This is a genomic window from Bacillus amyloliquefaciens DSM 7 = ATCC 23350, assembly GCF_000196735.1.
GTDB lineage: Bacteria > Bacillota > Bacilli > Bacillales > Bacillaceae > Bacillus > Bacillus amyloliquefaciens.
The window spans coordinates 2,626,046-2,650,429 of the sequence record NC_014551.1 but is presented as its reverse complement, the minus strand read 5'-3'; the positions used below and the strand labels follow the sequence as shown (position 1 = coordinate 2,650,429).

The 24,384-nt window shown below is 47.4% G+C and carries 30 protein-coding genes, 1 pseudogene and 1 other annotated feature; of the genes and pseudogenes, 28 read left to right on the top strand and 3 right to left on the bottom strand.

Annotation, left to right across the window (positions count from 1 at the left end; translation table 11 throughout):
• Positions 1 to 23: 23 nt before the first annotated feature.
• The 14 genes from mreB to pheA all read left to right on the top strand — a co-directional run bounded on the left by mreB (position 24) and on the right by pheA (position 10,455).
• The gene (gene mreB / locus BAMF_RS33645) at positions 24 to 1,037 is read left to right on the top strand and encodes a cell shape-determining protein MreB (RefSeq protein WP_013353062.1); all 1,014 of its coding nucleotides are present in this window, start codon (positions 24 to 26) and stop codon (positions 1,035 to 1,037) included.
• A gap of 30 nt (positions 1,038 to 1,067) precedes the next feature.
• The gene (gene mreC / locus BAMF_RS33640) at positions 1,068 to 1,931 is read left to right on the top strand and encodes a rod shape-determining protein MreC (protein WP_013353061.1); all 864 of its coding nucleotides are present in this window, start codon (positions 1,068 to 1,070) and stop codon (positions 1,929 to 1,931) included.
• Positions 1,928 to 2,446: a rod shape-determining protein MreD gene (gene mreD / locus BAMF_RS33635; protein WP_014470782.1), complete on the top strand. Its 519-nt coding sequence runs from the start codon at positions 1,928 to 1,930 to the stop codon at positions 2,444 to 2,446. The genes mreC and mreD overlap by 4 nt, the downstream gene beginning before the upstream one ends.
• Before the next feature lie 53 nt (positions 2,447 to 2,499).
• A complete protein-coding gene (gene minC, locus BAMF_RS33630) occupies positions 2,500 to 3,180 on the top strand; it encodes a septum site-determining protein MinC (protein ID WP_013353059.1) in 681 nt (226 codons plus the stop codon).
• A gap of 2 nt (positions 3,181 to 3,182) precedes the next feature.
• On the top strand, positions 3,183 to 3,986 hold the full coding sequence (gene minD, locus BAMF_RS33625) for a septum site-determining protein MinD (RefSeq protein WP_003152655.1): 804 nt from the start codon (positions 3,183 to 3,185) through the stop codon (positions 3,984 to 3,986).
• A gap of 128 nt (positions 3,987 to 4,114) precedes the next feature.
• On the top strand, positions 4,115 to 4,918 hold the full coding sequence (locus tag BAMF_RS33620; RefSeq protein WP_013353058.1) for a M23 family metallopeptidase: 804 nt from the start codon (positions 4,115 to 4,117) through the stop codon (positions 4,916 to 4,918).
• Positions 4,911 to 5,777, top strand: a complete 867-nt coding sequence (locus BAMF_RS33615; protein WP_013353057.1) for a site-2 protease family protein — start codon at positions 4,911 to 4,913, stop codon at positions 5,775 to 5,777. The genes BAMF_RS33620 and BAMF_RS33615 overlap by 8 nt, the downstream gene beginning before the upstream one ends.
• 58 nt (positions 5,778 to 5,835) lie before the next feature.
• Positions 5,836 to 5,909 (top strand) — a sequence feature (ribosomal protein L21 leader region).
• A gap of 13 nt (positions 5,910 to 5,922) precedes the next feature.
• A complete protein-coding gene (gene rplU, locus BAMF_RS33610) occupies positions 5,923 to 6,231 on the top strand; it encodes a 50S ribosomal protein L21 (RefSeq protein WP_003152660.1) in 309 nt (102 codons plus the stop codon).
• Between the two features lie 2 nt (positions 6,232 to 6,233).
• The gene (locus BAMF_RS33605) at positions 6,234 to 6,575 is read left to right on the top strand and encodes a ribosomal-processing cysteine protease Prp (protein WP_038462961.1); all 342 of its coding nucleotides are present in this window, start codon (positions 6,234 to 6,236) and stop codon (positions 6,573 to 6,575) included.
• 12 nt (positions 6,576 to 6,587) lie between these two features.
• Positions 6,588 to 6,872, top strand: coding sequence for a 50S ribosomal protein L27 (gene rpmA, locus BAMF_RS33600; protein ID WP_003152662.1), 285 nt, complete (start codon positions 6,588 to 6,590; stop codon positions 6,870 to 6,872).
• Between the two features lie 316 nt (positions 6,873 to 7,188).
• The gene (locus BAMF_RS33595; protein ID WP_013353055.1) at positions 7,189 to 7,767 is read left to right on the top strand and encodes a sporulation initiation phosphotransferase B; all 579 of its coding nucleotides are present in this window, start codon (positions 7,189 to 7,191) and stop codon (positions 7,765 to 7,767) included.
• Between the two features lie 31 nt (positions 7,768 to 7,798).
• On the top strand, positions 7,799 to 9,085 hold the full coding sequence (obgE, locus tag BAMF_RS33590) for a GTPase ObgE (protein WP_013353054.1): 1,287 nt from the start codon (positions 7,799 to 7,801) through the stop codon (positions 9,083 to 9,085).
• A gap of 53 nt (positions 9,086 to 9,138) precedes the next feature.
• The gene (thrR, locus tag BAMF_RS33585; RefSeq protein WP_007408173.1) at positions 9,139 to 9,582 is read left to right on the top strand and encodes a transcriptional regulator ThrR; all 444 of its coding nucleotides are present in this window, start codon (positions 9,139 to 9,141) and stop codon (positions 9,580 to 9,582) included.
• 15 nt (positions 9,583 to 9,597) lie between these two features.
• The gene (gene pheA / locus BAMF_RS33580; protein WP_013353053.1) at positions 9,598 to 10,455 is read left to right on the top strand and encodes a prephenate dehydratase; all 858 of its coding nucleotides are present in this window, start codon (positions 9,598 to 9,600) and stop codon (positions 10,453 to 10,455) included.
• 26 nt (positions 10,456 to 10,481) lie between these two features.
• Here the strand turns inward: pheA and BAMF_RS33575 are convergent, their stop codons facing one another.
• Entirely contained in the window at positions 10,482 to 11,024 is a 543-nt protein-coding gene (locus BAMF_RS33575) for a transcription repressor NadR (protein WP_013353052.1), read from the bottom strand.
• Positions 11,021 to 12,172: an IscS subfamily cysteine desulfurase gene (locus tag BAMF_RS33570; protein ID WP_013353051.1), complete on the bottom strand. Its 1,152-nt coding sequence runs from the start codon at positions 12,170 to 12,172 to the stop codon at positions 11,021 to 11,023. The genes BAMF_RS33575 and BAMF_RS33570 overlap by 4 nt, the downstream gene beginning before the upstream one ends.
• Before the next feature lie 105 nt (positions 12,173 to 12,277).
• Here BAMF_RS33570 and nadB point away from each other — a divergent pair, with 105 nt between their 5' ends.
• The 13 genes and pseudogenes from nadB (at position 12,278) to yajC (ending at position 23,122) form a co-directional block, all read left to right on the top strand.
• Positions 12,278 to 13,843, top strand: coding sequence for an L-aspartate oxidase (gene nadB, locus BAMF_RS33565; RefSeq protein WP_013353050.1), 1,566 nt, complete (start codon positions 12,278 to 12,280; stop codon positions 13,841 to 13,843).
• Positions 13,825 to 14,673, top strand: a complete 849-nt coding sequence (nadC, locus tag BAMF_RS33560) for a carboxylating nicotinate-nucleotide diphosphorylase (RefSeq protein WP_013353049.1) — start codon at positions 13,825 to 13,827, stop codon at positions 14,671 to 14,673. Before nadB ends, nadC begins: the two co-directional genes overlap by 19 nt.
• Positions 14,673 to 15,776: a quinolinate synthase NadA gene (gene nadA / locus BAMF_RS33555; protein ID WP_013353048.1), complete on the top strand. Its 1,104-nt coding sequence runs from the start codon at positions 14,673 to 14,675 to the stop codon at positions 15,774 to 15,776. The genes nadC and nadA overlap by 1 nt, the downstream gene beginning before the upstream one ends.
• A 126-nt stretch (positions 15,777 to 15,902) precedes the next feature.
• Positions 15,903 to 17,054, top strand: a complete 1,152-nt coding sequence (safA, locus tag BAMF_RS33550; protein ID WP_013353047.1) for a spore coat assembly protein SafA — start codon at positions 15,903 to 15,905, stop codon at positions 17,052 to 17,054.
• A 148-nt stretch (positions 17,055 to 17,202) separates the two neighbouring features.
• Positions 17,203 to 17,768 (top strand): annotated as a pseudogene (locus tag BAMF_RS33545) (YhcN/YlaJ family sporulation lipoprotein).
• A 125-nt stretch (positions 17,769 to 17,893) separates the two neighbouring features.
• Entirely contained in the window at positions 17,894 to 18,013 is a 120-nt protein-coding gene (locus BAMF_RS42275; protein WP_014470775.1) for a hypothetical protein, read from the top strand.
• 165 nt (positions 18,014 to 18,178) lie between these two features.
• Positions 18,179 to 18,655, top strand: a complete 477-nt coding sequence (locus tag BAMF_RS33540) for an intercompartmental signaling factor BofC (RefSeq protein WP_038463270.1) — start codon at positions 18,179 to 18,181, stop codon at positions 18,653 to 18,655.
• A 134-nt stretch (positions 18,656 to 18,789) separates the two neighbouring features.
• The gene (gene ruvA / locus BAMF_RS33535; protein ID WP_003152683.1) at positions 18,790 to 19,395 is read left to right on the top strand and encodes a Holliday junction branch migration protein RuvA; all 606 of its coding nucleotides are present in this window, start codon (positions 18,790 to 18,792) and stop codon (positions 19,393 to 19,395) included.
• Between the two features lie 10 nt (positions 19,396 to 19,405).
• A complete protein-coding gene (ruvB, locus tag BAMF_RS33530) occupies positions 19,406 to 20,410 on the top strand; it encodes a Holliday junction branch migration DNA helicase RuvB (protein WP_013353043.1) in 1,005 nt (334 codons plus the stop codon).
• Positions 20,403 to 20,603, top strand: a complete 201-nt coding sequence (locus BAMF_RS33525) for a DUF2905 domain-containing protein (RefSeq protein WP_013353042.1) — start codon at positions 20,403 to 20,405, stop codon at positions 20,601 to 20,603. Before ruvB ends, BAMF_RS33525 begins: the two co-directional genes overlap by 8 nt.
• A 25-nt stretch (positions 20,604 to 20,628) precedes the next feature.
• The gene (gene queA / locus BAMF_RS33520; protein ID WP_013353041.1) at positions 20,629 to 21,657 is read left to right on the top strand and encodes a tRNA preQ1(34) S-adenosylmethionine ribosyltransferase-isomerase QueA; all 1,029 of its coding nucleotides are present in this window, start codon (positions 20,629 to 20,631) and stop codon (positions 21,655 to 21,657) included.
• 27 nt (positions 21,658 to 21,684) lie between these two features.
• Complete coding sequence (gene tgt, locus BAMF_RS33515; protein WP_013353040.1) at positions 21,685 to 22,830, top strand: tRNA guanosine(34) transglycosylase Tgt; 1,146 nt, start codon at positions 21,685 to 21,687, stop codon at positions 22,828 to 22,830.
• Between the two features lie 31 nt (positions 22,831 to 22,861).
• Positions 22,862 to 23,122 (top strand): preprotein translocase subunit YajC, encoded by a 261-nt coding sequence (gene yajC / locus BAMF_RS33510; RefSeq protein ID WP_003152695.1) that lies wholly within the window; start codon positions 22,862 to 22,864, stop codon positions 23,120 to 23,122.
• Between the two features lie 52 nt (positions 23,123 to 23,174).
• Here the strand turns inward: yajC and BAMF_RS33505 are convergent, their stop codons facing one another.
• Entirely contained in the window at positions 23,175 to 23,561 is a 387-nt protein-coding gene (locus tag BAMF_RS33505) for a TIGR04086 family membrane protein (RefSeq protein WP_013353039.1), read from the bottom strand.
• Positions 23,562 to 23,727: 166 nt separating this feature from the next.
• Here BAMF_RS33505 and BAMF_RS33500 point away from each other — a divergent pair, with 166 nt between their 5' ends.
• Positions 23,728 to 24,384: a DUF421 domain-containing protein gene (locus tag BAMF_RS33500; protein ID WP_013353038.1), complete on the top strand. Its 657-nt coding sequence runs from the start codon at positions 23,728 to 23,730 to the stop codon at positions 24,382 to 24,384.

Genomic DNA, 24,384 nt, shown 5'->3' with positions numbered 1-24,384 from the left:
TTAAGAAAGGAAGATACATACATATGTTCGGAATTGGTACAAGAGACCTTGGTATAGATTTGGGAACTGCGAATACGCTTGTGTTTGTTAAAGGTAAAGGAATCGTAGTGAGAGAGCCGTCAGTGGTTGCTCTGCAAACGGATACGAAATCAATCGTTGCGGTCGGTAACGATGCTAAAAACATGATCGGAAGAACTCCGGGCAACGTGGTTGCGCTCCGTCCGATGAAAGACGGCGTTATCGCTGATTATGAAACAACTGCGACAATGATGAAATACTACATTAATCAGGCTGTGAAAAATAAAGGATTGTTTGCGAGAAAGCCGTACGTTATGGTGTGTGTGCCGTCAGGTATTACTGCCGTTGAAGAACGGGCGGTTATCGACGCGACAAGACAAGCTGGCGCACGTGACGCTTATCCGATTGAAGAACCGTTTGCGGCAGCAATCGGCGCGAATCTTCCGGTATGGGAGCCGACGGGCAGCATGGTCGTTGATATCGGCGGCGGAACAACTGAAGTGGCGATCATTTCTTTAGGAGGCATTGTCACGTCTCAGTCAATCCGCGTAGCCGGTGACGAAATGGACGACTCAATCATCAGCTATATCAGAAAAACATATAATCTGATGATCGGTGACCGTACTGCGGAAGCCATTAAAATGGAAATCGGCTCAGCGGAAACCGGTGAAGAAAATACGTCAATGGAAATCCGCGGCCGCGATCTCCTGACAGGTCTGCCGAAAACGATCGAAATTACGGCAACTGAAATTGCAAATGCGCTGCGTGATACAGTTCTCTCAATTGTTGACGCGGTGAAGAGCACGCTTGAAAAAACACCGCCTGAGCTGGCCGCTGACATTATGGACAGAGGTATTGTGTTAACAGGGGGAGGCGCCCTGCTCCGCAATCTCGACAAGGTCATCAGCGACGAAACGAAAATGCCTGTTCTTATCGCTGAAGATCCGCTGGATTGTGTTGCGATCGGCACGGGAAAAGCACTGGAGCACATCCATCTTTTCAAAGGAAAAACAAGATAATCAGGAGTTAAATAGAAGAGGTGTATCACGATGCCGAATAAACGGTTAATGCTATTACTTCTGTGTATTATCATATTGGTGGCTATGATTGGATTCTCGCTGAAGAACGGCCGTAATACCACCTGGCCTGAAAAGCTGATCGGTGATACGACGGGAGTATTTCAAAATATTTTTCACACGCCTGCCGAATATTTTGCAGGGTTCTTCGGGGACATAAAAGACCTGAAAAACACGTACAAAGAAAACGAACGCTTAAGACAAAAGCTGGACGGACAGACGCAATATGAAGCGAAGCTCCAAGAACTCAAAGATGAAAACAAGAAGCTGCGTGATGAACTCGGGCATGTCAAGTCGATTTCCGACTATGAACCGATTTTAGCGACCGTTATCGCCAGAAATCCTGATCAATGGTACAAGCAGATCATGATCAATAAGGGAACGAAGCAGAAAGTGGCCAAGGACATGGCTGTCACAAACGAAAAGGGTGCGCTTGTCGGGAAGATCAAAAGCAGCGGACTCAACAGTTTCACATCCGCCGTTCAGCTGCTGAGCGATGTTGACCGCAATAACAGAGTGGCCACCAAAATCTCCGGCAAAAAGGGAAGCAAAGGCTACGGTTTAATTGAGGGGTATGACAAAAAGAAGCAGACTCTCAAAATGACCATCCTTGAACCGGATGACAAACGTGAAGTGAAAAAAGGCGACCTTGTGGAAACCTCCGGAACGGGCGGCGTATTTCCTCAAGGGCTGACGGTCGGTGAAGTAACAGATGTAGAATCGGATGCGTACGGCCTGACGAAAATCGCTTACGTTAAACCGGCTGCGGATCTGTATGATCTCGACCATGTCATCGTCGTGAACCGAAGCGTAGCAACAGGGGAGGAAGGATCGTGAAACGTTTCCTTCTCCCTTTGATTATGATTGTGGTCTTTTGTGCGGAAAGCATCTATACAGATCTGGTGCATTTTCCGTTCGTTTCCGACGAGCAGCAGGTCGTTCCGCACTTTCTTTTGCTCGCGCTGATTTTTATGTCCGCTTATATCAACCAAAAGCATGCGGTGATCTACGGTTTCATTTTCGGACTCCTTTATGACATCAATTATACGGGTGTTTTAGGCGTTTATATGTTTGGTTTTGCCGGTTTATGCTACCTGGCGGCCAAAGCGTTTAAGGTGTTGCAGACAAACGCCCTGATGGTCATTCTGGTCGCTGTGCTGAGCGTATGTGTGCTTGAATTTTACGTCTACGGCATTCAGACGTTAATCCGCAGCGGTACAATGACGTTTAACGATTTTGTCATTCAGCGGTTTTTGCCGACTGCTGTGCTGAATATTGCGGGAGCCATTATATTAGTCCTGCCCTTTAGGCTGTTTTATATAAGTCTGAAGAAAGAATTAAGAGATGAGTAAAAAGGATTTTATCTTTTTTTGACGAAAAGAGTATGTTGTTGAGGTGAACATTGATGAAGACCAAAAAGCAGCAATATGTAACAATAAAAGGAACAAAAAACGGCTTAACATTACATCTTGATGATGCGTGTTCTTTTGATGAGCTACTTGATGGTCTTCAAAATATGCTGTCAATTGAACAATATACTGATGGCAAAGGCCAAAAAATCAGTGTTCATATTAAACTCGGGCATCGGTATCTGTATCAGGAACAGGCAGAGCAGCTTACTGAACTGATCGCGTCAAAGAAAGATTTAGTCGTGCATTCAATTGACAGTGAAGTCATCGCCAAAGAAGAAGCGAAGCGGATGAAAGAGGAGCAGGAAATTGTTTCTGTTTCTAAAATTGTCCGTTCAGGTCAGGTGCTTCATGTCACGGGAGATTTGCTTTTAATCGGAGATGTGAATCCCGGCGGTACGATCAGAGCCGGAGGAAATATATTTGTTCTCGGTTCATTAAAAGGGATTGCCCATGCGGGTTATAACGGAAATAACCGGGCTGTGATCGCCGCATCCGAAATGATGCCGACACAATTGAGGATCAATCACGTGTTAAATCGCTCCCCAGACCACATTCAAAAAGGGAACGACATGGAATGTGCTTATTTAGATACTGACGGAAATATGGTCATTGAACGCCTTCAGCAATTGGCTCATTTAAGACCTGATCTAACAAGGCTTGAGGGAGGAATGTGAAATTGGGTGAGGCTATCGTAATAACTTCGGGAAAAGGCGGAGTAGGTAAAACAACAACATCTGCAAACCTCGGTACCGCCTTAGCCATTTTAGGGAAGCGCGTCTGTTTGGTAGACACAGATATCGGACTGCGCAACCTTGATGTCGTAATGGGTCTTGAAAACAGAATTATTTACGACTTAGTAGATGTAATTGAAGGCAGATGCAAGACGCATCAGGCGCTTGTCAAAGACAAACGTTTTGATGATCTGCTTCATTTAATGCCGGCTGCCCAGACAAGCGACAAAACGGCTGTTGTCCCTGAGCAGATCAAATCGCTTGTGCAGGAGCTTAAGCAGGAATTTGATTACGTCATTATTGATTGTCCGGCCGGAATTGAACAAGGCTATAAAAATGCCGTTTCCGGAGCTGATAAGGCGATTGTGGTGACGACGCCGGAAATATCAGCAGTGCGGGACGCTGACCGCATTATCGGACTTTTGGAGCAGGAAGATATCGAACCGCCGCGCCTCATCGTCAACCGCATCAGAAATCACCTGGTGAAAAACGGTGATACGATGGATGTGGATGAGGTTGTTCATCATCTGTCTATTGATCTCCTCGGGATCGTTGCTGACGATGATGAAGTGATCAGAGCTTCAAATATCGGCGAACCGATTGCCATGAATTCCAAAAACCGCGCCAGCATTGCTTACCGCAATATCGCCCGGCGCATTTTAGGAGAATCCGTTCCTTTGCAGGTGCTTGAAGAGCAGCAAAAAGGGATGATGGCGAAAATTAAGTCATTTTTCGGCGTGCGATCATAAATATACTAGAATACAAAGATCTGATGAAGCCCAGCTTATCAGGTCTTTTTTGTTTTTCAACAGGGCGCATATTTGCAATGGACAAGGCATAGGATGTACAAACCCAACGATTGCAAAGGATGATAGCGATGAGTCACAGAGCTGATGAAATTAGAAAAAGACTGGCCAAAAGGAGAAAACCGCGCCCAGAATCAAAACGGACTTTCGTGCATAACGCCCAGACGCAGAAGCCTCCCGCATGGCAGACGTCCAAGGAGCAGGAAAAGCACGGGCTTCTTCCGAACTATGAATATCAAACGGAACATCCGCCCGAATTCAACGGACGGCATCCATTGATCAGCGCTAATTCTATTATTTTAAAATGCCTGCTGGCCGCCTGTCTCGTGCTGGTTTCCGCTATCGCCTATAAAACTGACAAACAGCCGCTGAGTCAGATCAAACCGGCGATCGCACAGACTTTTCAAAAAGAATTTCAGTTTGCTGCCGTAAACAATTGGTTTGTATCCTCCTTCGGAAACCCGCTCGCATTTCTCACTCCGGGAACAAAAAAGAAAGACGGTCAGGTGGCGGTCAGCCAGGAGATGGCCGTTCCTGCCGCGGGGAAAATCCAGCAGAACTTTCAAAATAACGGAGAAGGCGTCGTTGTCGAAACGGCCAGTGAAGCCATTGACAGCGTAAAAGAAGGGTACATTATGGAAGTGAGCAAAGATAAAAAAACAGGGCTGACGGTTAAGGTGCAGCATGCCGACAATACCAGCAGCATTTACGGCCGGCTCAAAGATGTTAACGTATCATTGTATGACTTTATCGATAAAGGGAAAAAGATCGGTTCGATCAAGCTCAGCGATAAAGGTAAAGGCCAGTACTATTTCGCGATTCAGGATGGCGATAAATTCATAGATCCGATCCAGGTGATCACATTTGATGAATAAATGGCTCAGCCTTCTTTTCAAAATTCATGTCCATCCTTTTCTTTGGATTATCATGGGGCTTGGTTTTCTGACGGGGCACATCAAAGCGCTCTTGTGTCTTTTGCTGGTCGTATCCGTTCATGAGCTGGGGCATGCTGCTCTGGCTGTGTTTTTTTCGTGGCGCATTAAACGCGTCTTTTTGCTCCCTTTCGGCGGGACGGTTGAGGTGGAAGAGCACGGAAACCGGCCGCTGAAAGAAGAATTTGCTGTCATTCTGGCGGGCCCGCTTCAGCACGTGTGGCTTCAGGCGGCAGCCTGGCTCCTTTTCATCTCCGGCTTTGCAAGTCAGCAGACATTTGAGATGTTTACCTTTTATAATCTCTCCATTCTTTTGATCAATCTGTTGCCGATCTGGCCGCTTGACGGCGGAAAGTTCGTGTTCTTATACTTTTCTAAACAAATGGCTTTTCAAAAAGCGCATCTCCTCAGCCTGCAGACTTCGGCCGTTTCCGCGCTTTTGCTCTGCGGCTGGATTGTACTGGCCGTCCCCCTGCAGGTCAGTGCATGGGTGCTGTTCGTCTTTCTCGCGGCTTCCTTATGGGATGAATACCGAAAGCGGCATTATATTCAGCTGAGGTTTCTTTTAGAGAGATATTACGGCAAAAACCGCGATGTCGCCATGCTGCATCCTTTGACGGTCGCGGCCGATGCCAAAGTAAAGCATGTCATGGCTGAATTCAAACGGGGCTGCAAACATCCCATTATCATTGAAAAAGCCGGCGAGAAGCTCAGCCAGCTTGATGAAAATGAAGTGCTTCATGCATATTTTGCCGATAAACGGACAGATTCCTCCATGGAAGACCTGCTGCTGCCTTACTAGAAATAGATTGACATATCCTTTTGGTTCTGATATATTTTTTAATGTTATGGATGTAGCACCAATGCTACAACCGCTCGGGACAGGTGATAAGAGCTTTAAAGCCCCCTGTTGCTGGCGAGTCTTAGTCTAATAGGAGGTGCAGAGAATGTACGCAATCATTAAAACAGGCGGAAAACAAATCAAAGTTGAAGAAGGTCAAACTGTTTACATCGAAAAACTTGCTGCTGAAGCAGGTGAAACAGTGACGTTTGAAGACGTATTGTTTGTTGGCGGAGACAGCGTGAAAGTCGGCAACCCAACAGTTGCAGGCGCGACAGTTACAGCTAAAGTTGAAAAACAAGGCCGTGCGAAAAAAATCACCGTTTTCCGTTACAAGCCAAAGAAAAATGTTCATAAAAAACAAGGTCATCGTCAGCCTTATACTAAATTGACAATCGAAAAAATCAACGCGTAAGCATGATTGAGGCAACAATTCGAAGATCCCGGAATGACGGGGGCATTTTGTCCTTTGAAATGACGGGACATGCCGATTTTGCTGAACATGGACGAGATCTCGTATGCGCCGGGGTCACGGCTGTCGTTTTCGGAGCGGTCAATGCGGTTATCGCGCTGGCTCCTCTCGAACCGATTCTTGATATAGGCGAGGACGGGGGTTATTTCTACTTTGAATTCCCTGAATCCGCTGATCAGGAAGCTTTGCAAAAAGCGCAGCTGCTGATTGAAGGCATGATTGTTTCTCTTGAAACGATCGAACGGGATTACAGTGAACACTTACGGTTGACTGCAAACCAAATATAGGAGGTGAGTTACATGCTTAGATTAGATCTTCAGTTTTTCGCTTCTAAAAAAGGTGTAGGTTCTACAAAGAACGGACGTGACTCTGAATCTAAACGTTTAGGCGCTAAACGTGCAGACGGTCAATTCGTAACAGGCGGATCTATCCTTTACCGTCAACGCGGAACGAAAATCTACCCAGGTGAAAACGTGGGCCGCGGAGGAGATGACACTCTTTTTGCTAAAATCGACGGAACTGTTAAATTCGAACGTTTCGGACGTGACCGCAAAAAAGTGAGCGTATATCCTGTAGCTCAATAATGACACAAAAAACTCCGGTCGTTGACTGGAGTTTTTTTTGCAGTAAGCGGAGTAACATCAAGAATGAAAAGCAGAGGACGCGTGAGTGAACCCCGCCTTGAATGAGGACATCAGCTTCTCATACCCACTGGATATGTTCCCCAAGCAGTGATACCAAAAATGTTTCTGCCTGGCATCCGCATGCATGCGATCCGAAAAAGGAACATGATGAACCAGGAAAAACAAGTGTTTTTCTAACAAAGCCTTCTCTGTTATAATTCATAGTACACACTTATCAAGACTCCTAAAAAGAAATTAAACGATTGGGAGTGCGAAAATGAAGGATGTATCGAAGAAACAAGAAGAACCTGTAAGCGAGGCGGCTCTGATCAATGAGCTGATCCAATTAATGGGTCATTTCCGTCATGATTGGATGAATAAGCTGCAGCTGATAAAAGGAAACTTAAGTTTGCAGAAGTATGACAGGGTCGTTGAAATAATTGACGAAATGGTCATAGATGCAAAACACGAATCAAAGCTCTCAAACCTGAAAACCCCGCACTTGGCGTTTGACTTTTTGACATTTAATTGGAAGTCCCGTTATATGAGGCTCGAATACGAAGTGCTCGGAGAAATAAAAGATTTATCGGCATATGATCAAAAGCTGTCGAACCTGATGAGAAAACTGTTTCATCTGTTCGGGCTGGCGGTAAGCAATGAAAGTGAAAATCATCTGACCGTATCGCTGCAGACGGATCACCCTGACAGACAGCTTATTGTATATCTCGATTTTCATGGAACGATTGCTAATGCAGATGTGTTTGATGAATTTCGCAAATCGCGGTATGAGGACTTTGATGTCATGCAATTTGAGCTGACCGGCCATGAATGTGTGGCCGAAATTGGAATGAACTAGCGGTTTTTTACGGTTTAGAACGGAGGATATTATGTTTGTAGATCAGGTGAAAGTATATGTAAAAGGCGGCGACGGCGGTAACGGAATGGTTGCGTTCCGCCGTGAAAAATACGTGCCGAAAGGCGGTCCTGCCGGCGGTGACGGAGGCAATGGAGGCGACGTCATTTTTGAGGTGGACGAAGGACTGCGCACGCTTATGGACTTCCGGTATCAGCGGCATTTCAAAGCGATACGCGGCGAGCACGGCATGTCTAAAAATCAGCACGGCAGAAACGCGGAAGATATGGTTGTTAAAGTTCCGCCCGGTACAGTCGTGACAGATGACGACACAAAACAGGTCATTGCCGATCTGACTGAACACGGACAGCGCGCCGTCATCGCAAAAGGCGGACGCGGCGGACGCGGGAATACCCGCTTTGCGACACCGGCCAACCCGGCACCGCAGCTGTCAGAGCACGGAGAGCCCGGAAAAGAGCGCTATATCGTGCTTGAACTGAAGGTGCTTGCAGACGTAGGTCTCGTCGGCTTCCCGAGCGTCGGAAAATCTACGCTTCTGTCTGTCGTTTCATCAGCAAAGCCGAAAATCGCCGATTATCATTTTACAACGCTTGTTCCGAATCTGGGCATGGTGGAAACAGATGACGGAAGAAGCTTCGTCATGGCGGATCTGCCCGGCCTGATTGAAGGGGCGCACGAAGGGGTCGGCTTAGGCCACCAATTTCTCCGTCATATCGAACGGACGCGTGTCATCGTTCACGTCATTGACATGTCAGCGATGGAAGGCCGTGATCCGTATGAGGATTATGTGACCATTAATCAGGAGCTCAGTGAATATAACCTGCGGCTGACGGAGCGTCCGCAAATTATCGTTGCGAATAAAATGGACATGCCTGAGGCGACTGAAAATCTTAAAGCGTTTAAAGAAAAGCTTCAGGATGACCACCCAGTCTTCCCGATCAGCGCGGTGACAAGAGAAGGGCTTCGCGATCTTCTGTTTGAAGTCGCCAACCAGCTGGAAACAACGCCTGAATTCCCGCTCTATGATGAAGAAGAGCTGGCGGAAAACCGCGTGATGTACACGATGGAAGACGAAGAAATTCCATTTAACATTACCCGTGATCCGGACGGTGCATTTGTGCTTTCAGGTGACAGCCTGGAACGCCTCTTTAAAATGACTGACTTCTCCCGTGACGAATCCGTCAAGCGTTTTGCAAGACAGATGCGCGGAATGGGCGTTGATGAAGCGCTCAGAGAACGCGGTGCTAAAGATGGCGATATCATCCGGCTTCTTGAATTTGAATTTGAATTTATTGATTAAAAAGACGGAGAGCTTGCGATGCAGGCTCTCTGATGTAAGAGGGAGGGGTGCAGGTGAAAGAAGAGACATTTTATTTAGTGCGTGAAGACGTTCTGCCTGATGCGATGCGGAAAACCCTTGAAGTCAAAAAGCTGCTGGACAGAAAAAAGGCTGAATCAGTTGCAGATGCCGTGCAGAAAGTCGATTTAAGCAGAAGCGCTTTTTACAAATACCGAGATGCGGTTTTCCCTTTTTACACCATGGTTAAAGAACAAATAATCACACTTTTCTTTCATTTGGAGGATCGGTCAGGCGCATTATCACAGCTTTTGCAGGCGGTAGCTGACTCAGGAAGCAACGTGCTTTCCATTCACCAGACGATTCCGCTTCAGGGCAGGGCAAATGTCACGCTCTCAATCAGCACGTCCGCAATGGAAGAAAACATTCATACGTTAATGAATAAACTGAGAAAATTTGATTTTATAGAAAAAGTTGAGATCTTAGGGTCAGGCGCGTAAGGAGAGAAGAGAAACATGAAAGTCGGTTATTTAGGGCCAGAAGCCACATTTACACATCTAGCAGTCAGTTCCTGCTTTCAAAACAGCGTGACACAAGCACCTTATCATACAATACCGGCATGCATGGATGCGGCGGTCGCGGGAGAAGTTGATCTTGCGTTTGTTCCCTTGGAAAACGCGCTGGAGGGCTCTGTTAACTTAACGATTGACTACTTAATTCATGAGCAGCCCCTTGCGATCGTGGGGGAAATGACGCTGCCGATCCACCAGCACCTGCTCGTTCACCCTTCGAAAGAAAATGAGTGGAAACAGCTTGAGAAAATTTATTCTCATTCACATGCGATTGCGCAATGCCACAAATTTCTTCACCGGCATTTTTCGGCCGTTCCTTATGAGTATGCGAAGTCAACCGGTGCGGCTGCTAAGTATGTGAGTGAGCACCCGGAACTTCCGATCGGCGTGATTGCAAATGAAATGGCGGCCGCTACATACGGATTGAGCATCGTGAGGCGGGACATTCAGGATTATCAGGATAACCACACGAGATTTGTCATTCTTTCACCTGAAAAAGACGTATCATTTGAAGTGAGTGCGAAACTGTCTTCACGGCCGAAAACGACGATGATGGTGACGCTTCCCCAAGATGACCAATCAGGCGCGCTGCACAGGGTGCTGTCCGCTTTTTCATGGAGAAACCTTAATTTATCAAAGATCGAATCGCGCCCGACAAAAACGGGTCTCGGCAACTATTTCTTTATTATTGATATTGAACAGGCGATGGATCAGGTGCTGATTCCCGGTGCCGTTCAAGAGATGGAAGCCCTCGGCTGCCGGGTCAAGCTTCTGGGAACATATCAATCCTATTCCATATAAAAAAAGCCCTTTCAGAGGGCTTTTTTTTAATCTTTTATTAATATCCCTGCCTCATCCAGCGCTTGGCATGCTTGGTCAATCCGCTCTTTTGTCGGTGCGCTTAACGTATGGAGATGCACGCCTTCGGTCAGTTGTGAAAGGTACGCGGCATTTGTCGAGTTAATGTGGTTCATGAATTGTTTGACTTCTTTCCGTGTGCTCACTCTTATGGCGGCGGTTAAATCGCCGTATACGGGGTGTTCAATGATGACGTCCTTTATGGTGACACCTTCATCGACAATGAGTTCAAGCTCTTCTTCCGTTCGCTCCGGGCCATGCAGACAGGCAACAATCCGTTCAACATGATTTTCGCTGCCGGCGTTCATGCTGATGTATAAATAGCCTTGGCTTGTTGCGATAATCGGCTCGTTTTTTGCTTTCAAGAGTGATATGTCCTGCACGATCACCTGTCTTGAGACATTTGCTTTTTTGGCCAATTCGCCCCCTGTTAATGGTGAGCCGGCTTCTTTCAGCCAAAGAAGCAGCATGTCGCGTCTTTTCGCCCCCGTGAGCTTCGTTCCTTCTGTCAAATTGCTGATTCTCCTTTCTTTTGCTCCCATAGCGCCGTTAATGTATGTATCAGCATATCAAGCTGTTCACATGTTGTTTCATTTCCGAATGAGATCCGGAAAAACTGCCGCGCTTCCCGTTCGGTTTTCCTCAGCGCCTTCATAGCTGAAGAAGGGCCTTGACTGCCTGCGGAACATGCGCTCCCGGTTGAGATGCAAATATCGTTACGATTACATTCTAACATAACATATTGTCCTTCAAAGGAGTGAAAAAAACACCCGATGATGTGGGGCAGGCATTCACCGCCGGTTTCTTCCTCCGAAAATGAAATGGGAAGGCCCTGCAGCCGAATTTGTTCATAAAAATAATTCCTCAGCCTGTCAGCGTGCTCACGGTGTTTCTCCATGTGTTTCACCGCATACTCCGCAGCCGCGGTAAAAGCGCCGATAGCCGGCACATTCACCGTACCGGGCCTGAACCCGTTTTCATGCACGGTATGCGGATAAACCGGCTTCCAGCTGATGCCGGGCCGAATGTAAACAGCCCCGGTGCCTTTCGGGCCGTATACTTTATGGCCGGAGACGGAAAGGGCGTCGATTCCCGCCTGATCCGCATCAATCGGCAGTTTGCCGAAACTTTGAACACAATCGCAATGAAGAAAAATGTTTCTCTGATGGAGAAAAGCGGCCAGACGTTCCACAGGCTGGATGAGGCCGGTTTCTGAATTGGCGTGCTGTATGGAAACGAGCCCCGTGTCAGGACGCACATGAGCCGCAAGAATGTCCTCGGTTATAAGGCCGTTTTTGTCGGGATAAATGACAGTGACGTCAATGCCCTGATCAGCTAAAAACGCCGCGGCATTATGGATCGAATGGTGCTCCATTGCGGTCGTAATAAAATGTTTTTTGCCTGCGGGGAGACCATGCAGCAATGATTGGACGGCCAGAATGTTCGCTTCCGTGCCGCCGCTTGTAAAATAAATGCCGTCTGCCGCACCGCCGATCAATCTTCCTGCAGACTGTCTGCAATATTCCAGCACATCCGCCGCTCTTCCCCCGGCGTCATGAAGGCTGCTTGCATTTCCGTATACCTCTGTACTGAGCTGCTGAAAGACTTCAGCGGCTTCTTTGCTTAATGGCGTTCCCGCCGCGTAATCAAGATAAATCATACAGGCCGTCTCCTATCCGTTTCTGTTAAAAAAAGCTTGAGTTTATTTTATCGTTGTGTAAATATAGGTGTCAAGACAGGTGTAAATAAAACAGGAGGGTGATGTATGTCTGAAAAAACAATTATCATCATTGGTTCGGGGACGGCGGCCCTCGCCTGTGCTTCTTCATTTCCTCCGTCATACCAAGTGACCGTCATTACGAAAAGAAACGTAACGAACAGCAATTCGCATTATGCTCAAGGCGGGATTGCCGTTTCATACGCAACAGATGACTCCATTGAATCCCATGTAAACGATACACTGTATGCGGGATGCGGGCACAATGACGTGACAGCCGTGCGGCATTTGCTGCAAAGCGGACAAAGTATGATAAACAGGCTGATAGAAGATCAATTTCCATTTGATATGAAATCAGACGGAACGTTTTGTCTCGGCAGGGAAGGCGCTCATTCCAAAAGAAGGATTCTTCACGCCGGGGGAGACGCAACCGGGCGGATTTTGGTCGGGTTTCTGCTTCAGCAGCTGAGGGACGGAATCCGGATCATTGAACACGAAACGGCGGTTGATCTTTTGATTGAACACGGACGGTGCGCAGGCGTTGCCGTAAAGGATGCTTCAGGTTCAGTTTCTTACAGAAGAGCAGATTGTGTAGTGCTGGCATCAGGCGGCTGCGGCAGTCTGTATCAGTATCACACAAATGATTCCTCCATAACGGGCGACGGCATCACTCTTGCCTTTCGTGCGGGAGCCGAGATCACAGATATGGAGTTCACCCAATTTCACCCGACCCTCCTTGTGAAAAGCGGGACTGCGTACGGGCTGATTTCTGAAGCAGTGAGGGGAGAAGGCGGATATTTAACGGATCGCTCCGGCCGCAGGATCATGGCGGGCAGACACGCACTTGAAGATTTGGCGCCGCGGGATGTCGTGTCACGGGCGATTTTTGAAGAAATAATGAAAGAAAACCCCGTTTTTATGAATTGCAGCCGCATATCTGACTTTAACAAACGCTTTCCGACCATATCAGGCATTTGTAAATCAGCGGGTGTTGATTTTGAAAGCGGGATTCCCGTAGCTCCGGGAATGCATTTTTTAATGGGCGGAGTAAGAGCCGATACATGGGGAAAAACGTCTGTGCCTGATCTTTATGCCATTGGCGAGACCGCCTGTACAGGCTTGCACGGGGCAAACCGCCTGGCGAGCAACTCACTTCTGGAAGCGCTGGCAAGCGGACAAAGATGTGCTGAACATATCACGAAAACGCCATTAAATGGCCGATATCAAAAAGCTTCGAAGAAATCTGACGTCATCTTACAAGTGCCGGATACGACGCTTCACATGCTCCAAGCCAAAATGACAAACGGAGCCGGCATCATCAGGGAGAAAGAAAACATGCAGGCGCTGGCATCCTGGCTGAACAAAGTATCTGTGCATCATATAAATGTGAAGGATATCACAATAGAACAAGCCGAGCTATCCTGCTTATGCCAGACTGCACAACTCGTCGTGTCCTCTGCTCTTATCCGGGAAGAAAGCAGAGGCGCTCATTATCGCGCTGATTTTCCCTGGGCAGAGAAAAAGTGGCACGGAAAACAAATCATTCATTCAACATCAGGAACAGTTATCAGAAAAAACGAAGGGATTGGGGAAATATGGACATTCTGCAGCTGAAACAAATGCTGACACGTTTTTTTCAGGAAGATATCGGAACGGGTGATGTGACGTCACAAGCGATTTTTTCTGATGAGCATTGTAAGGCGAAGATCATCGCAAAAACGGACGGCGTGTTTGCCGGGGAAACCGTTATCCGTGAAGGATTTGGGCTTTTACACAATGACATCCGCATCCGTTCCCTGAAAAAAGACGGAGAGCGGATGAAAAAAGAAGACGTGCTCGCTGAAATGGAAGGCCCGGCGGCAGCTCTTCTAACGGGAGAACGGGTCATTCTGAATCTTATCCAAAGAATGTCAGGCATTGCGACAATGACGGATGAGGCCAAAAGGCGTCTTGATGATCCGTCCATTAAGCTTTGCGATACGAGAAAAACGACACCCGGACTCAGAATGCTGGAAAAATACGCGGTCCGAATCGGAGGCGGCTGTAATCATCGCTTCGGCTTATATGACGGCATCATGATTAAAGATAATCATATTGCCGCTTGCGGATCGATAAAAGCGGCGATGGAGCGGGCGCGAAAAGCGGCGGGGCAGATGCTTGCGGCAGAAGTCGAAATCGAAACCGAACAACAGCTGCTGGAGGCAATAGATGCAGGCGCAGACATTATTATGTTTGACAACTGCCCGCCAGAGACCGTCCGGCGTTTTGCAGGCATGACACCGGGCCATATCAAAACGGAAGCATCCGGCGGCATAACGCTGGACACATTGCCTGGTTATAGAGGAACAGGCGTACACTATATTTCACTGGGATTTCTGACTCATTCAGTAAAAAGCGCCGATATCAGCATGGATGTCGCGACAGAACAGGGGGATTTTTCATAATGTCTATTTTTGACGTGTTAACTGCATCAGATGAAATGATGCCGAGCCATTATAAAAACATGAGTATCCGTGAAATGGAGAAGCGGGTCGCCGAAATTAAACGGTCTTTCGGAAAGCGCCTGTTCATTCCGGGACATCACTATCAAAAAGATGAAGTCATACAATTCGCCGATACGGCTGGTGACTCCCTGCAGCTTGCCCAAGTGGCCGAAAAAAATAAAGATGCGGAATACATTGTGTTTTGCGGCGTGCATTTTATGGCGGAAACGGCTGATATGCTGACCGATGATAACCAAACCGTGATTTTGCCCGACATGCGCGCCGGATGCTCGATGGCTGATATGGCAGATATACAGCAGACGGACAAAGCATGGCAAGAGCTTCAAGAGCTGTACGGTAACACCATCATTCCGTTAACATATGTTAACTCGACGGCGGAAATTAAAGCGTTCGTCGGACGGCACGGCGGGGCGACCGTCACCTCTTCGAATGCCCGGAGCGTGCTGAAATGGGCTTTTAAACAAAAAGAAAGAATTTTATTTTTGCCGGATCAGCATTTAGGCAGAAATACAGCTTATGACCTCGGCATTCTGCTGACAGAAATGGCTGTATGGGACCCGGCGCAAAACCGATTGCTTACTGATCACCCGGAAAGCATTAAGGTCATCCTTTGGAAAGGACATTGCTCCGTACATGAAAAGTTTACAGCGGAAAATATCTCTCAGCTGCGGCAGCGGGATTCTGACATCCGCATTATCGTTCATCCGGAATGTTCGCGGGAAGTGGTCTCGCTCAGTGACGACAGCGGATCTACCAAATACATTATTGATACGATTGAACAGGCTAAACCGGGAAGCAAGTGGGCAATCGGCACGGAAATGAATCTTGTTCAGCGCCTCATTCACTCGCATCCGGATAAACAGATTGAATCACTGAATCCGGATATGTGTCCGTGTCTGACAATGAACAGAATCGACCTTCCGCATTTATTGTGGTCGCTTGAGCAGCTTGAAAAAGGCGAGCCGAAAGGTGTCATTAAGGTGCCAAAAGCGGTTCGGACAGAAGCGCTTCGTGCTTTGAACAGAATGCTGAGCCATACGTAAAAATAAAAAACTCCCCTCCTTTCCAAATTTTTTATCATCATGCCCAGCTCGCCTGCATATAGTGTGAAGAAACGTATTGTAATGACAAATGTACCGTTCACGTTTTGTGCATAGGAGGGGAAAACGTTGAAAATTCATATCGTTCAAAAAGGCGATTCGCTCTGGAAAATAGCTGAAAAATACGGAGTTGATTTTGAAGAATTAAAAAAATTGAATAATCAGCTTAGCAATCCAGACTTAATTATGCCTGGAATGAAGATAAAGGTGCCTTCAGAAGCCGTTCCGGTCAGAAAAGAGCCAAAGGCAAACTTCGGAACGTCTGCGCATAAGCATGAGCATCCATATGCTAAAGAAAAACCGAAATCAGTTGTGGACATCGAAGACACCATAGCGGAAGAACCAAAGCCGTCAATTCCGTATGTGCCGCCGATCCCTGAAAAACATGAAAATGTGCTGCCGGAAGCTGATATGAATCAACATTATCCGTCCAATCAGCTGTTTCAGCCGTGGTCGCCTCCTAAGCCGGAGGAACCGGTGACACATTTTGTCGAGCCGAAAGAGAAGGAGTATGACAATAACATTCCACAACAGGAGGCAATGATCAACATGGAAAACGCGAATTACCCGAATATGCCAAAGGCGCCTGAAGTCGGAAAGATGGAAGAAGAAAACGCCGCTTATCATCTGCCGAATATGCCAAACATTCCGAATGTCCCGTTTCCGAATATGCCGGCCGTTGAACCGTTTATGCATTACCCGATGCCGTGCATGCCTTGTCCTTGTCCGGTTCCGGTGACGCCGATGCTGCCGGGTTCGGGATTATGCCACCCGTTCTTCCCGGTAGGCGGAGGTTTCGGCGGTTTTGGAGGCTTTCCGGTAATGCCGATGCCATATTCGTACGGATTCCACCCGGGATTTGGCGGTTATGGTGAATTTGAAAACCAGGCTCATGAAAACGCAGAGCATTATGGCGGTTTCGGAGGTGCTTCGTACGCTCACATGCCGTATTACGGCGGATATCCGTCACATCACGCAAACGCGCCTCATCACGATGGAAAATATAAGGATGATGATTGCGGCTGTCATGATAATTCACATCATCACCATCATCACCACGGGTCTCATCATCATTATGCAAATATGCCTGTGCAGCCATATCCGAATGTGGGGGCAAATGCCGGATATTTTATGCCTTACGGCGGAGCAAATCCCAATGTCTCGCCTAATCAGCCGAGTCCAAATCAAGTATTCGGACGGCCGGAGGAAGAAGAAGATTGATGTTTCGGAACGATGTATGTCGTTCCCTTTTTTATGTCCAAATGTGGAATGGTCATAACTGACAAGCTTAAACCCGCCGTCGGCCGCACATCCTAAACATGAGCGAAAAAACGCTCACACAGCGATGAATCCACGGGGGGTTTTTCCATTGGGCAAAAAATTGATGACGATCGCAGGCGTTTTAGCCGTGACGGCAAGCTTAACGGCATGCGGAGCAAATAATGCCATGAATGACGGACGCTACAATCAAATGATAATGATAACGGCAGACGCCAGTACGGCATGGACCATCAAGGACCTGTTTCTGAAATGATGGAAAACCGAAACGGCCGCCGAAATACGACAAACGTGTCTTACCAAAATACGCCGAATAACGGGGTTCCGTTAACAACGGACGGCACATACAACGGCCGCAACGTCAATACGCCGCCGGCCGCGATGTCTTATAATGGGTATGACAATGCCGAAAACATCAGAATGGCGGCAAAAATTGCAAACCGCGTGAAGAAAGTAAAAGGCGTACAGGACAGTCAGGTCATCGTGACTGACACGAGAGTCGTCATTGCTGTCAGAACAAATCATCCATTTACAAAAAATGATGATAAACATGTCAAGCATGCAGCCAAAAAATTCGCGGACGGCCGCACAATTCAAGTGTTTACCGATAACGCGACTTTTACAAAGCTTCAAGACATGAACAAAAACAGCCGTTAGACTTAGACTGCCCGGATGATTCCATCCGGCAGTATTTTTTCATCATTTCTTTACATATTTTTAAAACGCTCTTTATATTGCGCTGTTATCATAAAAGCAATATAAAACGTAACGGAGGGGCCGGGATGAAAAAAACAGAGCATGACAATAGCAGCGGGACAAAAACTGTGTATCTGACTGTAAGAGGATACCGCCTCAAACTGACGCCCGGACAAATGAAACTGATTTCAGCCAGCCGGGCTTAATCATCGGGGCAGCCTTCCGTTTGGAGGGCTGTTTTTTTCGGCTGAAACGGACAATAGAAAGAAAACGATTAAGCACCGGCATCTTTGGTCAAACTAGCATCAAGAGTTTGATTGAATAAAGAGGTGTTATTGGTGAAACGAATTTGCGGTGTGCGTCTTTTGTTTATGCTTATCTTATCAGCAGCAGTCCTGATTTGCGGAGGAAACGCCGCATACGGGGCAGAGGTTGAGCATTACGGGCCGCTTCGGGTGCATGTCCAGCTGGAGAAGGTCTATCTGGATGGTGATGTCGGCATTGAGCATACGGATGAAACCGTTTTGGCGATGGAGGACTTTTGGGCCGCATATGCCGGCTGGACGCTCGTTGAGCAAAAAAAAGGCTTCGTCCTTTTCCGTAAGCATGTTGATGATATTTCTCCGCTCAGTAAAGTAAACGGTTATATCGGTGTCACAGACGGGGGCGTCATTTCCACTTTTCACGGCCGTCCCGGATCGCTGGCGGAACCGATCCAGTCTTTCTTTCAGATTGATTTAGAGCGGCTGGAAAGCCGATTGCAAAAGCACTTGGAACACGGTATACCGTACAGGACAAAAGCGGAGTTTGAGAGCGTGATCGATCATATTAAGACTTACAGCGGCTGACTTTGACGCAAGACATGTTACACATGTCTTTTTTTTCTGAATGAAAAGTGTCAAAGCGAACATACGTTAACTTTTCTATAAGACTTTGGCTGTTTTTGTGTTACAATGATAAGCAGTCAAAGAGGTGAATAGGTGTGATTGAATTCGTGAAGGGGACGATTGATTACGTATCGCCCCAATACATCGTGATTGAAAACGGCGGGATCGGCTATCAGGTCTTCACTCCGAATCCGTTTATTTATAAGGTAAGCAATCAAGAGACCATTTTTACGTATCATCATATAAAAGAAGACGCCTTTTCTTTGTATGGCTTTTCAACCCGGGAAGAAAAAGCGCTTTTCACAAAGCTGCTGAATGTCACCGGCATCGGTCCGAAAGGGGCGCTCGCCATTCTCGGTTCCGGTGATCCGGGAGCCGTCATCGAAGCGATCGAACAGGAAGATGAAGCCTTTTTGGTGAAATTTCCTGGTGTGGGCAAAAAAACGGCACGGCAGATTATTCTTGATTTGAAAGGCAAACTGGCCGATGTCGTGCCTGAAATGATTGACAACCTGTTCAATCATGAAGCGCGCATTGAAAAACAAGAGGCTGAAACGGCGCTTGATGAGGCGCTTGAAGCGCTCAGGGTACTCGGCTACGCCGAAAAAGAAATTAAAAAAGTGCTTCCTCACTTAAAAGAGGAAACGGCGCTTTCAACAGACCAATATGTGAAAAAAGCATTGCAAAAATTATTAAAGTAAGGTGATGTTCATGGATGAACGGCTCGTTTCAAGTGAAGCAGACAGCCATGAATCAATAATCGAGCAAAGCCTCAGGCCGCAGAACCTCGCCCAGTACATCGGGCAGCAGAAGGTAAAAGAAAATCTGCGCGTGTTTATCGATGCGGCGAAAATGAGGCAGGAAACGCTTGACCACGTTCTTTTATACGGGCCTCCGGGTCTCGGAAAAACAACGCTCGCGTCTATCGTGGCCAATGAGATGGGTGTGGAGATGCGGACGACGTCAGGCCCCGCTATCGAAAGACCGGGAGACTTGGCAGCCATTCTGACGGCGCTCGAACCCGGGGATGTGCTGTTTATAGACGAAATTCACAGACTGAACCGGTCAATCGAAGAAGTGCTGTACCCGGCGATGGAGGACTTCTGCCTTGATATCGTTATTGGAAAAGGCCCGTCCGCCCGCTCCGTCCGCCTTGACCTTCCGCCTTTTACGCTGGTAGGAGCGACGACCAGGGTCGGCTTATTGACCGCGCCGCTCAGAGACCGGTTCGGGGTGCTGTCCCGCCTTGAATACTATACGCAGGAAGAACTGACAGATATCGTGTCAAGAACGGCTGAAGTATTCGAAGTTGAAATCGAAGAAGCCCCGGCTTTGGAAATCGCCAGACGGTCAAGGGGAACGCCGCGGGTTGCAAACCGGCTTCTCAGAAGGGTGAGAGATTTTGCCCAAGTGCTAGGTGACAGCCGCATCACGGAAGAAATCGCTCACGACGCGCTCGAACGTCTTCAAGTCGACGCACTCGGCCTTGACCATATTGACCATAAGCTGCTGATGGGCATGATTGAAAAATTCAGCGGCGGTCCCGTCGGCCTTGATACGATTTCCGCGACAATCGGTGAAGAACCGCATACAATAGAGGATGTGTACGAACCGTATCTGCTTCAGATCGGATTTCTCCAAAGGACGCCGAGAGGACGGGTCGTGACCCCGGCTGTGTATGAGCATTTTCGATTGGAGGCACCCGCCTGTGACTGAATTTCCGAAGATTCTCATGGTTCTCGGTGCTGTTTTGCTTATTGTCGGCGCAGTCTGGCACTTTGTCGGAAGGCTGCCCGGAGATATTTTCGTTAAGAAGGGAAATGTCACATTTTTCTTTCCCGTTGTCACTTGTATTGTGATCAGTGTGATACTATCCATTCTGCTCAATTTTTTCGGCAGAATGAAATAACAATAGACAGAATAAAGGTGAAATGATGAAAGTCGATTTATTTGATTTTGAACTGCCTGAACGCCTCATTGCCCAAGTGCCGCTGAAAGAGCGTGACGCATCGCGGCTGATGGTGCTTGACAAACAGACGGGCGGACTGACGGACAGTTCATTTAAAGAGATTGTCAGCTTTTTTAAAGAAGGGGATTGTCTCGTTTTGAACAATACCCGTGTGCTGCCCGCCAGATTATTCGGCACAAAAGAAGATACGGGAGCGAAAGTGGAGCTCCTTTTATTAAAACAGGAAGAAAACGATACATGGGAAACGCTCGTAAAGCCGGCGAAACGCGTAAGAAAAGGTACGATTCTGACATTTGGCGACGGCCGGCTGACAGCGGTCTGTACGGAGGAGCTTGATCATGGCGGCCGAAAAATAAAATTCCGGTACGACGGGATTTTTTATGAAGTGCTTGAATCTCTCGGTGAAATGCCGCTGCCTCCTTATATTAAAGAGCAGCTTGATGATAAAGAGCGGTATCAGACCGTCTTTTCAAAAGAAATCGGTTCTGCCGCCGCCCCGACGGCCGGACTTCATTTTACGGAAGAGATCCTGGACGAGCTGAAGCAAAAGGGCGTGCGGATTGAATTTATCACCCTTCACGTGGGGCTCGGCACTTTCCGCCCAGTCAGTGCGGATGATGTGGAAGAGCATAACATGCATGCGGAATTTTATGAAATGACGGAAGAAACCGCCGCCTCTTTAAATGAGGTCAGAAAGGCGGGCGGACGCATCGTGTCGGTCGGAACGACATCAACGCGCACCCTTGAAACCATTGCCGGCGAGCATGACGGCGTATTCACCGCTTCAAGCGGCTGGACGTCCATCTTCATTTATCCGGGATATGAATTTAAAGCGATTGACGGCATGATCACTAATTTTCATCTGCCGAAATCCTCGCTTATCATGCTTGTTTCTGCGCTTGCCGGCAGAGAGCATGTGCTTTCCGCCTACCGTCATGCGGTAGAAGAGGAATATCGTTTCTTCAGCTTTGGCGACGCCATGCTGATTATCTAATTTGAATGACAGGAGGCCTCATACAAAATGGCTGAACAACCGATACGTTATGAATTTATAAAGGAATGCAAACAAACGGGAGCGCGTCTGGGCAGAGTTCATACGCCCCACGGCTCCTTTGAGACGCCTGTATTTATGCCGGTCGGCACGCTTGCTACGGTGAAGACGATGTCTCCGGACGAGCTGAAATCTATGGATGCGGGTATTATTTTAAGCAATACGTACCATTTATGGCTCCGCCCGGGACATGACATCGTAAAAGAAGCAGGCGGGCTTCATCAGTTTATGAACTGGGACCGCGCGATTTTAACGGATTCCGGCGGTTTTCAGGTCTTTTCATTAAGTAAGTTTTGTAATATAGAAGAAGAAGGCGTTCATTTCCGCAATCACTTAAACGGAGACAAGCTGTTTTTATCTCCGGAAAAAGCGATGGAAATTCAAAACGCCCTCGGTTCCGATATCATGATGGCGTTTGATGAATGCCCTCCGTACCCGGCAGAGTATGATTACATGAAGCGCTCTGTGGAACGGACCAGCCGCTGGGCCGAACGCTGCCTGAAGGCGCACGGACGCTCTGATGAGCAGGGGCTGTTCGGAATCGTACAGGGCGGAGAGTACGAAGACTTGCGGACACAAAGTGCCAAAGACTTGGTTTCGCTTGATTTTCCGGGCTATGCCATAGGCGGATTATCTGTCGGCGAGCCGAAGCACGTCATGAACAGAGTGCTTGAGTTTACAACTCCGCTTTTACCGAAGGACAAGCCGAGATATTTAATGGGTGTGGGTTCACCGGATGCCTTAATTGACGGCGCCATCCGCGGCGTTGATATGTTTGACTGCGTGCTGCCGACCCGGATTGCCCGAAACGGCACGGTGTTCACGAGTGAAGGGCGCCTGAATATGAAAAATGCCAAATATGAGCGCGATTTCCGTCCGATTGACGAAGAGTGCAGCTGCCATACATGCAAAAATTACTCCCGCGCTTACATCAGACATTTGATCCGCTGTAATGAAACGTTTGGAATTCGATTAACAACTTACCATAACCTTCATTTTCTGTTACACTTAATGGAGCAGGTCAGACAAGCTATCCGGGAGGATCGTCTTGGTGATTTCCGAGAAGAGTTCTTTGAGCGTTACGGCTATAATAAGCCAAATGCGAAAAGCTTCTAAATAAAAACCATTTTTGAAAGGAGGGAAACAGATGGGTACTTTAGGTACAATCGTTCCTATTATTTTAATGTTTGCAGTGCTTTATTTCCTGCTCATCCGTCCGCAACAAAAGCAGCAGAAGGCTGTACGCCAGATGCAGGAAGAGCTGAAAAAAGGAGATTCAGTGGTGACAATCGGAGGATTGCACGGCACTGTTGATTCAATTGATGAGAGCAAGGTCGTCATTAAAACAGGTGATAACACCCGTTTAACTTTTGACCGCCGCGCAATCAGAGAAGCTTCCGCTGAGTAACAGCGAAGCTCATACATACTAAAAAAGAGCGGAGAATCCGCTCTTTTTTTTATTACGCTGATCTGCTTCCTTTCAAATTCACTCCGAAAATCCCGCCCAGCATACTGACTCCCAAAAAGCCGAGGTGAAACAAAAGCTGCCCGGATGTAAACGTTTTTCCGAACCCTAAATATTGAAACAGCAAGATGATTAACGAGAAACAAACGGCGGTTAACGCTCCGATCATCCAGCCTTTTTCTTTCGCTTTGCCGCCGGAAATAAAACCGCCCGCAAATAAAGATAGAAAAGAAAGCGCGGTGATCAGCCAGCTGAAAGATGACTCTTCCATTGAGGTGACCGTCAGTAACAGTGAAATCGCCAAACTCGTCAGCAGCATCACTGCAAAGATAGCTACTAAGCCGTACAAGACGCCTTTTCCCACTTGTTTTGTTTCTTCCATTTTTATCTCCTCCCCGCCCTGCGGCCTGACATATGACAAGCCGGAGCCTGTCTTTTTCTAAATGTATTCTCTGAATGTTCGGATTAGACGTAAAAGCATCATGTTCAGCTCATTTCTTACATAAAACAGAGCGGATGGCAAATGCTATGACCGTTGGAGGTGCGATATGGGAGATATTTTCATTATTACGTTTCGTACAATAGTGCTTTACATCATCATTCTTGTGATTTTCAGGCTGATGGGAAAGCGGGAAATCGGAGAGCTGAGCATTTTGGATTTTGTCGTTTCCATTATGATTGCTGAAATAGCGGTTTTGGCAATTGAAAATGTAGAGGATCAGCTTTTGCATACCATTGTGCCGATTGTCATTTTAATGATTATTCAGGTAAGCCTTGCTTTTGTCTCGCTCAAAAGCCAAAAAATACGGCAGCTGCTTGACGGCAAGCCAACCACTATCATTAAACAGGGAAAAATCGACGAACGGGCGATGAGATCACAGCGCTACAATTTTGACGACCTTCTGATGCAGCTGAGGGAAAATAACATCGAAAGAATTTCTGACGTGTCATACGCCGTTTTAGAGTCATCAGGAAAACTGTCAATCGTCAAAAAGAAAAACAATAAGGATAAGCAGCTGGAAACCCCGCTCATTGTCGATGGAGTCGTTCAAAACGAGCATTTAGACAGAATCGGGAAAGACAAACACTGGCTCGAAAAAAATTTAGCAAAAAGAGGATATCGCGATCTTTCGGAAATATCATTCTGCACGTTTACAGACGGGGCTTTTTTTATTGATATCAAAAATGAAAAAGGGGAGCCTTAA

What these genes read in the sequence shown, in the direction of transcription:
- mreB (WP_013353062.1), top strand. Translation starts at nt 24, where the DNA reads ATGTTCGGAATTGGTACAAGAGACCTTGGTATAGATTTGGGAACTGCG.
- mreC (WP_013353061.1), top strand. Translation starts at nt 1,068, where the DNA reads ATGCCGAATAAACGGTTAATGCTATTACTTCTGTGTATTATCATATTG.
- minC (WP_013353059.1), top strand. Translation starts at nt 2,500, where the DNA reads ATGAAGACCAAAAAGCAGCAATATGTAACAATAAAAGGAACAAAAAAC.
- BAMF_RS33620 (WP_013353058.1), top strand. Translation starts at nt 4,115, where the DNA reads ATGAGTCACAGAGCTGATGAAATTAGAAAAAGACTGGCCAAAAGGAGA.
- BAMF_RS33615 (WP_013353057.1), top strand. Translation starts at nt 4,911, where the DNA reads ATGAATAAATGGCTCAGCCTTCTTTTCAAAATTCATGTCCATCCTTTT.
- rplU (WP_003152660.1), top strand. Translation starts at nt 5,923, where the DNA reads ATGTACGCAATCATTAAAACAGGCGGAAAACAAATCAAAGTTGAAGAA.
- BAMF_RS33605 (WP_038462961.1), top strand. Translation starts at nt 6,234, where the DNA reads ATGATTGAGGCAACAATTCGAAGATCCCGGAATGACGGGGGCATTTTG.
- rpmA (WP_003152662.1), top strand. Translation starts at nt 6,588, where the DNA reads ATGCTTAGATTAGATCTTCAGTTTTTCGCTTCTAAAAAAGGTGTAGGT.
- BAMF_RS33595 (WP_013353055.1), top strand. Translation starts at nt 7,189, where the DNA reads ATGAAGGATGTATCGAAGAAACAAGAAGAACCTGTAAGCGAGGCGGCT.
- obgE (WP_013353054.1), top strand. Translation starts at nt 7,799, where the DNA reads ATGTTTGTAGATCAGGTGAAAGTATATGTAAAAGGCGGCGACGGCGGT.
- pheA (WP_013353053.1), top strand. Translation starts at nt 9,598, where the DNA reads ATGAAAGTCGGTTATTTAGGGCCAGAAGCCACATTTACACATCTAGCA.
- BAMF_RS33570 (WP_013353051.1), bottom strand. Translation starts at nt 12,172, where the DNA reads ATGATTTATCTTGATTACGCGGCGGGAACGCCATTAAGCAAAGAAGCC.
- nadB (WP_013353050.1), top strand. Translation starts at nt 12,278, where the DNA reads ATGTCTGAAAAAACAATTATCATCATTGGTTCGGGGACGGCGGCCCTC.
- nadC (WP_013353049.1), top strand. Translation starts at nt 13,825, where the DNA reads ATGGACATTCTGCAGCTGAAACAAATGCTGACACGTTTTTTTCAGGAA.
- nadA (WP_013353048.1), top strand. Translation starts at nt 14,673, where the DNA reads ATGTCTATTTTTGACGTGTTAACTGCATCAGATGAAATGATGCCGAGC.
- BAMF_RS42275 (WP_014470775.1), top strand. Translation starts at nt 17,894, where the DNA reads ATGAAAAAAACAGAGCATGACAATAGCAGCGGGACAAAAACTGTGTAT.
- BAMF_RS33540 (WP_038463270.1), top strand. Translation starts at nt 18,179, where the DNA reads ATGCTTATCTTATCAGCAGCAGTCCTGATTTGCGGAGGAAACGCCGCA.
- ruvB (WP_013353043.1), top strand. Translation starts at nt 19,406, where the DNA reads ATGGATGAACGGCTCGTTTCAAGTGAAGCAGACAGCCATGAATCAATA.
- queA (WP_013353041.1), top strand. Translation starts at nt 20,629, where the DNA reads ATGAAAGTCGATTTATTTGATTTTGAACTGCCTGAACGCCTCATTGCC.
- tgt (WP_013353040.1), top strand. Translation starts at nt 21,685, where the DNA reads ATGGCTGAACAACCGATACGTTATGAATTTATAAAGGAATGCAAACAA.
- yajC (WP_003152695.1), top strand. Translation starts at nt 22,862, where the DNA reads ATGGGTACTTTAGGTACAATCGTTCCTATTATTTTAATGTTTGCAGTG.
- BAMF_RS33505 (WP_013353039.1), bottom strand. Translation starts at nt 23,561, where the DNA reads ATGGAAGAAACAAAACAAGTGGGAAAAGGCGTCTTGTACGGCTTAGTA.
- BAMF_RS33500 (WP_013353038.1), top strand. Translation starts at nt 23,728, where the DNA reads ATGGGAGATATTTTCATTATTACGTTTCGTACAATAGTGCTTTACATC.